Here is an 8,475-nt window from a genome sequence, read left to right on the forward strand (position 1 = left end):
TGCGGTCTCCACCGGCATCGCGAACCCCGTCGGTGCATCGGGCGGCGTGTCGCAGGAGGGAGTCGGCCACCCAGACCGTCAGGGTGCGGTGAACGCGAGCGCGCGGTGCTCGAAACGCCAGTACTCCCCCTCGCGGCGGAGGAGGTCCTCGTACCGGCCGACCAGGGTGATCGTCCAGCCGGATTCGCTCTTCGTCAGGAATACGAGGTCGCTGACAGCGCCGATTCGCCCGTCCTCCCGATTGCTGATGACGGTGTTGAAGACGAGATGACGTTGGGGAGCCTGTGGCACCAGTGCTCGATACAGATCCCGCAGCGCATCGTGTCCCTCGACTGCGTCCATGCCGGGCAACGCGGACCTGCCGTCGTACGTGAAGAGCGCGACGAGATCGTCGACTCGGCCGTCGTCGAGCGCGTGGCAGTACGCCGCGATTGCGCGACGAACCCCCTCGGTGACCTCGGCCTCGGTCTGGCCTTCGGGTCCCTGCGCAGTTATGAGGGTCATGGGGCTCCTGGGTGTCGTCGGGCCGCCGCCGGAGGTGGCGGAGTCGGGGCGAATGTCGCCGGACGTCGGCACGCGCACCGGCCCGGTCGGCCGCCGGGGAGACCCCGAGCGGTGCTCACCGAGCACGATCATCCGTCAGCAGCGGACACGCGAGGCGCACAACGTGGCATCGGCAATCATAGATGTACTGGTCGATACAATCAATGGGGCTCCAGCTGAATCGTCTGACCGTTTCACCATTCCGCTTCAGCTGTGCCTCAACAAATTTGCCGTACCGCGGGCATTGCAAGTACCCACCGCGCTCCCGTAAGGTCRAATCGATAGTAAATTCGACCGATCGGTATAAGAGTCATTCGGGCTACGCGTCGCCAAGCGTCAAGGCGGCCCTCAATCAGCTGGAAGCGCCCCGCGTGAACATGCCGCACCGGAAACGCTGCGCGACAGGAGACTTGAGCAATGACTGAGAGCACCACTGAGAGCACCCAGTCGACCGACTTGCGTGCCTTGGGGCTCGAGACGATGCGCTCGATCGTGCCCGGGGCGTCATCGATGGGAGACGGCGACCTGCGCGATGGACGTCTGGGCGAGGACATTGTCGAAATCGGCTTGATCAGTGTCTGGTCGGCTCTCTGGGCCCGCGAAGGGCTTGGGCGACGCGACCGCAGCTTGGTCACGCTGGGCATTCTCATCGCCCTGGGCGCCAGCGACGAGCTCGAGAGTCATGTGCGGATCGCGTTGAACAACGGTCTGACCAGGGATGAAATTGCCGAGGTCATCTACCACGCGGGCGGCTATGCCGGGTTCCCTCGGTCGATGGCTGCCCGGAAGGCTGCGCGTGAGGCGCTCGGCGAATAGCAGGCGCGGCGGATCAATCAACGGAGAGGAACCATGATGACGCTGGATGGAAGAAGTGCGGTCGTGACCGGCGGTGGCCGGGGGCTGGGGCGTGCCATCGCCACGGTGCTGGCAGGTCGAGGTGCGACGGTGGCGGTGTGGGATATCAACGCGGACGGCGCGGAGGAAACGGTCGGCGCTATTCGCGAGGGCGGCGGAAAGGCGATCGCCGTCGTCGGTGACGCGGCCGATGCCTCCGCGGTGGCGGCGGCGGCGGCCCGCACCCGGGAGGAGCTCGGTGCGGTCACGATTCTTGTCAACAATGCCGGTATCACCAATTACGTGCCCTTCACGGACCTCACCGAGGAGTCCTGGGATCACATGATGCGGATCAACCTCAAGGGGCCCTTCCTTGTCACCCGGGAGTTCGTTCCCGACATGTTGGAGACCGGGTGGGGGCGGATCGTGAACATTTCGTCGTCGTCCGCGCAGACCGGCGCGCCGRCGCTCGGCCATTATGCGGCGTCGAAGGGCGGTGTCATCGGCTTGACCAAGGCGCTTGCCATCGAGTTCGCTGGACGGGGGATCACGGTGAACAACGTCCCGCCGGGCTTCGTGGACACGCCTCTGCTCCGTGAGGGTTTCGATCTGGACGCGGTGGCGGCGAAGATGCCGATGAAGCGTCCCGGGAAGCCCGAGGATATCGCGCACGCTGTGTCCTACCTGGTATCGGAGGAGGCTGCGTACGTGACCGGGCAGACGCTCAGCGTCAACGGTGGTCGCTACCTCGTCTGAGGTTATCGGCAGCTGAAATTCTGATCGAGTCGGAGGCTACAAGCATCTCCTATTGATTAGACCGACCGGTCGAGATATGATCGCGGTCACGTTTTGAATCGCAACGGTGTCGGAGGGAATTGCTGCGCTCGCCACCCCCCACTCCCATTTCACCGAAAAATCACGAGGAGCACCATGAAGGTTGTCATTGACGAGGAGAAGTGCGTCGCTGCCGGACAGTGCGTGAGCGCTGCGGCGGACGTATTCGACCAGCGCGACGAGGACGGAATCGTCGTGCTCCTGAACCCTTCTCCTCCAGCCGAATTGGCCGACGACGTCCGGCAGGCAGCGGCGGTGTGTCCGGCTCTCGCCATCAGTATCGAGGAATAGCCCGGTTCTGCAATCGCCATTCGGATAAGACGGCAAAGAAAAGGGACAAACATGACGGAGACCGTCGAGACTGCGGAGATCCCGGAGTACCCGATGCCCAGGTCGGGCGAATGCCCATTTGCGCCACCCCCGGGCTTGCTCGAGTTGCACGAGGACGAAAAATCCATTCGTCGCGTGAGGTCGTGGGACGGCAGCACACCGTGGCTGATCACCAGTCACGCAGCGCAGCGTCGGATACTGACGGACCCGAGGGTGAGTGCGAACATCTGGCGCCCGGGGTACCCGCACACTACCCCCGCGATGAAGGCGCACGCCGGCGAGATGCAACCGTCGATCAACAACACCGACGGAGAGGAGCATAGCCGTTGGCGGCGGATGCTGACGAGCTCCTTCACCCGTCGCCGGATGGAGAAGCTCAGGCCTGCGATTCAGCAGATCACCGACGACCTCATCGACCAGATGCTGGCCGGCCCCAACCCGATAGAGCTGAACGAGGCACTGTCGCTGCCGCTGCCGTCACTGATGATCTGTGAGCTTCTCGGAGTGCCTTATGAGGATCACGAGTTCTTCCACAGGCATGCCGGCGTCACCAATTCAGTGAACAAGACCCCGGAGGAAGCGGCCGAAACGATCGCCGAACTTCGCCGCTACATATCGCAGCTGATCAACGCAAAGATGGGCGAACCCGCCGAGGACCTCCTGTCCGACCTGGGGACACGCGTGAAGGACGCCGAGCTGACGCTCGACGAGGCCTCTCGCCTCGGGCTCATCCTGCTCGTCGCCGGTCACGACACCAGCGCCAACATGATTACCCTGGGCACCGCACTAATGCTTCAGAATGAAGAGCAGCTTGCAGTCCTGCGGGAGCGATCCGACGACTCGAAATTCGTGACCAACGCCGTCGAGGAACTGTTGCGGTACTTGACCATTCCCCATCTGCTGGCGCGTCGGGCGGTAATCGACGACATCGAGTTCGACGGCGAGACCATCCGGGCGGGCGAGGGCGTGATCGTCTCCCTTCCGGCGGCGAACTGGGACGCCGAGGCGTTTCCCGAACCCGGGAAGCTGGATCTGACCCGTACCTCGTCGCATCATCTCGCCTTCGGGTGGGGCCCGCATCAGTGCGTCGGACAGCAGCTGGCGCGCATCGAGCTGCACGTCGTCTTCAGCACGCTCTTCCGTCGTATCCCGACGCTGCGGCTCGACGCCGACATCTCCGAGCTGAAATTCAAGGAGGATTCGCAGGCCTACGGGATCTACGAGCTGCCAGTCGCCTGGTAGCACCTGCTTCCGTCCTGTGTCCGTGTGGTGCAGAGAAGATCTCGGATCACCAACGGACATGAGGAGACCTGAGACCTCGGTGGCGATCGGCTGACCGGGCTCGGTCGCAAGGGATCACACCCGTTTGATTACGAAATGCTACCGGGCGGCCATACGCCCGAAGCGAAGTGGAGGAGGACATCTATGTCGGGTACCGACCAACAGCAGTTTCATCTGACGCGGTTGTATCATCCGAGTCATCACGTGACCGATCTCCGCGAGGCGGAGGCGTGGTTCGGGCGGGTCTTCGGCCGACCGAGCCGGCCGATTGCGGAGATGACGAAAAAGGCTCCGGCGAGTGAGGGGTATCCGACGGATTACTCGACGTTCACTCCGATCAGTGATGTGCTGTTCGACACGATTGATCCGAAACGGTATGTGCTCGATGGTGTTCAGCAGTATGCGAGTGTCGACCGGCCGCATCTGAAGGGGTTCGGGTGGTATGTCGACGGCATCGCCGATGCCTATCGCCGGCTCAGGGAGCTCGGAATCGCCATGGTGGGGCAGCGGGGGGAGGTTGCCGACGGCGACGATCCGCCGTCGGCGCCGGGGTCGCCGATGCCGATCTTTTTCACGGTGCCGGAGAGTGCGGGTTTGCGGTACGAGTTCTTGCCGCAGATTCCGTTCCCCCTGGATCATCGGCTGGTGCCGGGGTGGGAGGTGCCGGCGGTGTCCGATGATGATCCGCTGGGCATCGAGCGGTGTTCGCATCACACGGTGTTGACCGATCGCCCGGAGCGGGCGTTGCGGGTGATGGTGGACGGATTGGGGGGCACCGTGATTCACCGCGGTCGCAACGAGGTGCTCGGTGCGAGCAGCACGTTTGTGCAGCTGGCGGATGCGGTGTTCGAGTACGCGGTCCCGGATGCGGGGACCGCGGCGTATGCGGACTGGGCCGGGGCGGCCCCGAACGATACCTATCATGCGATCACCTGGAAGGTCGTGGATCTGGATCGGGTGGAGCGGCATTTGAAGGAGCAGGGTGTGGACCTGCGGGTCCGCACCGATGAGGTCATCGTCACGGATCCGGCTTCGAGCCTGGGGATTCCGTGGGGGTTCACGACTGTCGTGATGTCGGGTGATCGGCGGGTTGCGCGGTGATTGCGGGATGCGATGAGAGGGAATGTTGATGAGTGCGGTGGATGCTGTTACGTCCGTTGATGTGTTGGTGGTCGGTGCCGGGGTGACCGGTGTCCATCAGTTGTATCGGGCTCGTGAGGCGGGGTTTTCGACGCTGGCGTTGGAGGCGGGTGGTGGGGTCGGTGGGGTGTGGTTCTGGAATCGGTATCCGGGTGCGCGGTTGGATTCGGAGAGTTACACCTACGGGTACTTGTTTTCGCGGGAGTTGTTCGACGGCTGGGAGTGGACCGAGCGGTTCGCCGGTCAGGCGGAGAACGAGCGGTACTTCAATTATGTGGTCGACGCGTTGGATTTGCGTCGGCTGATCCGGTTCGGTGCCCGGGTGATCTCGGCGGTGTTCGAGGAGGAGTCGGGCACCTGGTTGGTGTCCGCGAGCGATGGCAGCGTGGTGCGGGCGCGGTTCGTTGTCGCTGCGACGGGGGTGTTGTCGGTTCCGGCGTTCCCGGCGGTGCCGGGCCGGGAGGATTTCCGGGGGGTGTCGCATCACACCGGGTTGTGGCCGGACGAGCCGGTGGACTTCACCGGTAAGCGGGTCGCGGTGATCGGGACGGGTTCGAGTGGTGTGCAGATCATTCCGGTGATCGCGGACGAGGTGGCGTCGTTGACGGTGTACCAGCGGACACCGAACTGGTGCACTCCGTTGGCGAACGAGCCGATCTCGGCCGAGCAGTACGAGCAGCTCAAAGCGGATTTCGAGCAGATGCGGGAGATCCTGAACGCGTCCGACAGCGGCTTTTTGCATCAGCGGGACACGCGGAAGGCGTTCGAGGACACCGAGGAGCAGCGGTGGGCGCGGTACGAGAAGATGTGGACCAGCCCCGGCTTCTCGAAGGTGATCAGCAATTACGCCGACACGATGACCGACTCCGCCGCCAACGAGGACTGGTGCCGGTTCATGGCGGAGAAGATCCGGGGCATCGTCACCGATCCGGCGACCGCGGAGAAGTTGATCCCGCGTGATCATGGTTGGGCGGCGAAGCGGCCACCGTTCACGACGGACTACTTCGAGGCGTACAACAATCCGAAGGTGTCGCTGGTCGACATCACGGCCACCCCGATCCTGCGGGTGACCGAGACCGGCATCGAAACGGCGGACGGGCTCGAGGAATTCGACATCATCGTGTGGGCATCGGGGTTCGACTTCGGGACCGGTGCGCTGACGAGGATGGGTGTTCGTGGGCGTGGTGGTCTGGCGTTGGAGGACCACTGGGCCGGCGGCCCGCGCACGTTCGCCGGCACGATGTGCCGGCAGTTCCCGAACTTCTTCTTCCCGGGTGGCCCGCACGGCGCGGCGGGCAACAACCCCCGCTATGCCGAGGATCAGGTGGACTTCGTCGCCGATGCGATCGAGTTCATGCGTGAGCAGGGGTCCACGGTGATGGAGGTGCCCGCGGATCTGGAGCAGAAGTGGAACCAGATGATCGAAGAACTGGCCGTGCATTCCTCGTTCGGGGAGGCCAGCTACTTCTACGGCACCAACATTGCGGGTAAGCCCCGCAGTTTCCTGCTCAACCCGGGTGGCCGGCCGAAGTTGCGGGAGGCGATGCGCGAGGTCCTGGACTCGAAGTACGCGCGTTTCCTGTCGTGAATCGGCAATCAACAGAGAGCATGGCAATGGAGAAATACAGGTTCGACGGCCGGGTCGCGGTGGTGACCGGGGCCGGTCGCGGGATCGGGCGGGCGTACGCCCATCTGCTCGGCGGGTTGGGTGCGAAGGTGGTGGTGAACGATCTCGGCGGCTCGATCGCAGGGGCGGGTTCGGACGCCACTCCGGCGCAGATCGTTGCGCAGGAGATCGTCGACGCCGGCGGAGTCGCGGTCGCCGACGTCAGCGACATCTCGACCGTCGCCGGTGGCCGGCGGGTGATCGAGACGGCGGTGGAGCATTTCGGGCGGATCGATGTCGTCGTCAACAATGCGGGCAACGTCCGGTTCGGTGGTCTGCCCGACGTGGACGCGGACAACATCGACAGTCACCTCGCCGTCCACGTCATGGGTGCGTTCCACACCTCCCGTGCGGCGTGGCCGCACATGCTCGAGCAGAACTACGGGCGGATCGTCATCACCACCTCGATCGGGATGTTCGGGTTGCCGGACAACCTCGGGTACGCCACGGCGAAGGCGGCGGTGATCGGGATGGCGAACAGCATGACGCTCTCGGCGGGCGAGCACGATATCAAGATCAATGTGATCGCACCGAATGCGATGACGCGGATGGGCGGCGCCCCGTCGGACGGCATGGACCAGGTGCGGAAGGGGCGGGACGAGCCGAAGTCCGACATGGACCCGGCGCTGGTGGCCCCGATGGTGGGATACCTGGCGCACGAGGCGTGTGAGGTCAGCGGGCAGACCTATCTGGCGGGGGCCGGGCGGTTCGCGCACCTGTTCCTCGGTGCCACGGAGGGGTACCTGCACCCCGATCCGCACCATGCCACCATCGCCGATGTCGTCGACAACCTGCCGCAGATCGAGAACCGTTCCGACTACTACATTCCCGACAGTCTCATGGACTGCGTGACGCACTACATGGCACACCGATGAGGAGGACGACACCATGAGCGATGGCAGCGATGGCGGCGGTGAGAGGGTGTGGCCGCACCAGGAACTCGGTCGCAAACTCAGCAACTGGGGGCGGTGGGGTGAGGGCGACGAGATCGGCACGCTGAACTTCGTCACCCCCGCCAAGCGCATTCAGGCAGCTCAACTGGTGCGGACCGGGAGGGCATTCGATCTGGGGATGCCGTTCGACAAGGACGGCCCGTTCAAGGGTGGGGGGTTGCGGACCAATCCGATCCATGTGATGACGCTGTTGCCGTCGGACACGGCGAAGACGGCGGACGGGTTGATCTCGGCGGATGACATGATCATCACCGGGTTGCAGTCGGCGACGCAGTGGGATGGGCTCGCGCATGTGGGGTATGGCGGGATGTTCTACAACGGTGTGCCCGCGGGTGCGGTCAACAATTTTGTGGGTGCGTCCCGCAATTCGTTTCACAAGGCGGTTGATCGGTTGATCTCGCGGGGGGTGTTGCTCGACATCGCCCGGCTCAAGGGGGTGGATCGGCTCGCGGACTCGTATGAGATCACCGAGGCGGATCTGCTGGCGGCGGAGGAGCGGCAGGGGGTGCGGGTGGAGTCCGGTGACGTGGTGTTGTTGCGGACCGGGTCGTACCGGTGGTTCCTCGAGGGGGATCGTGAGCATTTTCTGGGTAATGCTCCGGGTCCGTGCCTCGATACCTGTCAGTGGCTCTATGACCGGGAGGTGGCGGCGTTGGCGATCGATAATCATTCGGGTGAGGTGTGGCCGAGCCCGGTTCCGGGTGCGACGATTCCGTTCCATCAGGTGGTGATCCGGGATATGGGTCTGACGCTCGGGGAGATGTTCAACCTCGAGGAGTTGGCGGCGGACTGTGAGGCCGATGGGGTGTGGGAGTTCCTGTTCTGCGCTCCGGGGTTGAAGGTCACCAACTCCGCCGGATCCCCCGTCACCCCGATCGTGCTCAAGTAGGAGAC

Annotated in this window: 9 protein-coding genes; 8 read left to right on the forward strand and 1 reads right to left on the reverse strand. The window is 64.2% G+C overall.

Features of this window, described 5'->3' with window-relative positions; all coding sequences use genetic code 11:
• Positions 1-78: 78 nt before the first annotated feature.
• Complete coding sequence (locus tag AC1DWT_RS32060) at positions 79-504, reverse strand: nuclear transport factor 2 family protein (protein ID WP_477923747.1); 426 nt, start codon at positions 502-504, stop codon at positions 79-81.
• 456 nt (positions 505-960) lie between these two features.
• Here AC1DWT_RS32060 and AC1DWT_RS32065 point away from each other — a divergent pair, with 456 nt between their 5' ends.
• The 8 genes from AC1DWT_RS32065 (at position 961) to AC1DWT_RS32100 (ending at position 8,470) form a co-directional block, all read left to right on the forward strand.
• Positions 961-1,359, forward strand: a complete 399-nt coding sequence (locus tag AC1DWT_RS32065; RefSeq protein WP_095861994.1) for a carboxymuconolactone decarboxylase family protein — start codon at positions 961-963, stop codon at positions 1,357-1,359.
• Positions 1,360-1,392: 33 nt separating this feature from the next.
• The gene (locus tag AC1DWT_RS32070) at positions 1,393-2,133 is read left to right on the forward strand and encodes an SDR family NAD(P)-dependent oxidoreductase (RefSeq protein WP_477923749.1); all 741 of its coding nucleotides are present in this window, start codon (positions 1,393-1,395) and stop codon (positions 2,131-2,133) included.
• A 174-nt stretch (positions 2,134-2,307) separates the two neighbouring features.
• Entirely contained in the window at positions 2,308-2,502 is a 195-nt protein-coding gene (locus AC1DWT_RS32075; RefSeq protein WP_061040526.1) for a ferredoxin, read from the forward strand.
• A 252-nt stretch (positions 2,503-2,754) separates the two neighbouring features.
• Complete coding sequence (locus AC1DWT_RS32080) at positions 2,755-3,783, forward strand: cytochrome P450 (protein ID WP_477923751.1); 1,029 nt, start codon at positions 2,755-2,757, stop codon at positions 3,781-3,783.
• Positions 3,784-3,966: 183 nt separating this feature from the next.
• Positions 3,967-4,923, forward strand: a complete 957-nt coding sequence (locus AC1DWT_RS32085) for a hypothetical protein (protein WP_477923752.1) — start codon at positions 3,967-3,969, stop codon at positions 4,921-4,923.
• Positions 4,924-4,951: 28 nt separating this feature from the next.
• Positions 4,952-6,550 (forward strand): flavin-containing monooxygenase, encoded by a 1,599-nt coding sequence (locus AC1DWT_RS32090; protein ID WP_477923753.1) that lies wholly within the window; start codon positions 4,952-4,954, stop codon positions 6,548-6,550.
• 26 nt (positions 6,551-6,576) lie between these two features.
• Positions 6,577-7,503, forward strand: a complete 927-nt coding sequence (locus AC1DWT_RS32095) for an SDR family NAD(P)-dependent oxidoreductase (protein ID WP_477923755.1) — start codon at positions 6,577-6,579, stop codon at positions 7,501-7,503.
• 13 nt (positions 7,504-7,516) lie between these two features.
• Positions 7,517-8,470 (forward strand): cyclase family protein, encoded by a 954-nt coding sequence (locus AC1DWT_RS32100; protein WP_477923757.1) that lies wholly within the window; start codon positions 7,517-7,519, stop codon positions 8,468-8,470.
• Positions 8,471-8,475 lie beyond the last annotated feature (5 nt).

Source organism: Rhodococcus sp. P4_B6 (assembly GCF_056402215.1).

Bases quoted from the DNA above. Each gene is read 5' to 3' on its own strand.
- AC1DWT_RS32065 (WP_095861994.1), top strand. From the start codon at position 961: ATGACTGAGAGCACCACTGAGAGCACCCAGTCGACCGACTTGCGTGCC.
- AC1DWT_RS32060 (WP_477923747.1), bottom strand. From the start codon at position 504: ATGACCCTCATAACTGCGCAGGGACCCGAAGGCCAGACCGAGGCCGAG.
- AC1DWT_RS32075 (WP_061040526.1), top strand. From the start codon at position 2,308: ATGAAGGTTGTCATTGACGAGGAGAAGTGCGTCGCTGCCGGACAGTGC.
- AC1DWT_RS32100 (WP_477923757.1), top strand. From the start codon at position 7,517: ATGAGCGATGGCAGCGATGGCGGCGGTGAGAGGGTGTGGCCGCACCAG.
- AC1DWT_RS32090 (WP_477923753.1), top strand. From the start codon at position 4,952: ATGAGTGCGGTGGATGCTGTTACGTCCGTTGATGTGTTGGTGGTCGGT.
- AC1DWT_RS32085 (WP_477923752.1), top strand. From the start codon at position 3,967: ATGTCGGGTACCGACCAACAGCAGTTTCATCTGACGCGGTTGTATCAT.
- AC1DWT_RS32095 (WP_477923755.1), top strand. From the start codon at position 6,577: ATGGAGAAATACAGGTTCGACGGCCGGGTCGCGGTGGTGACCGGGGCC.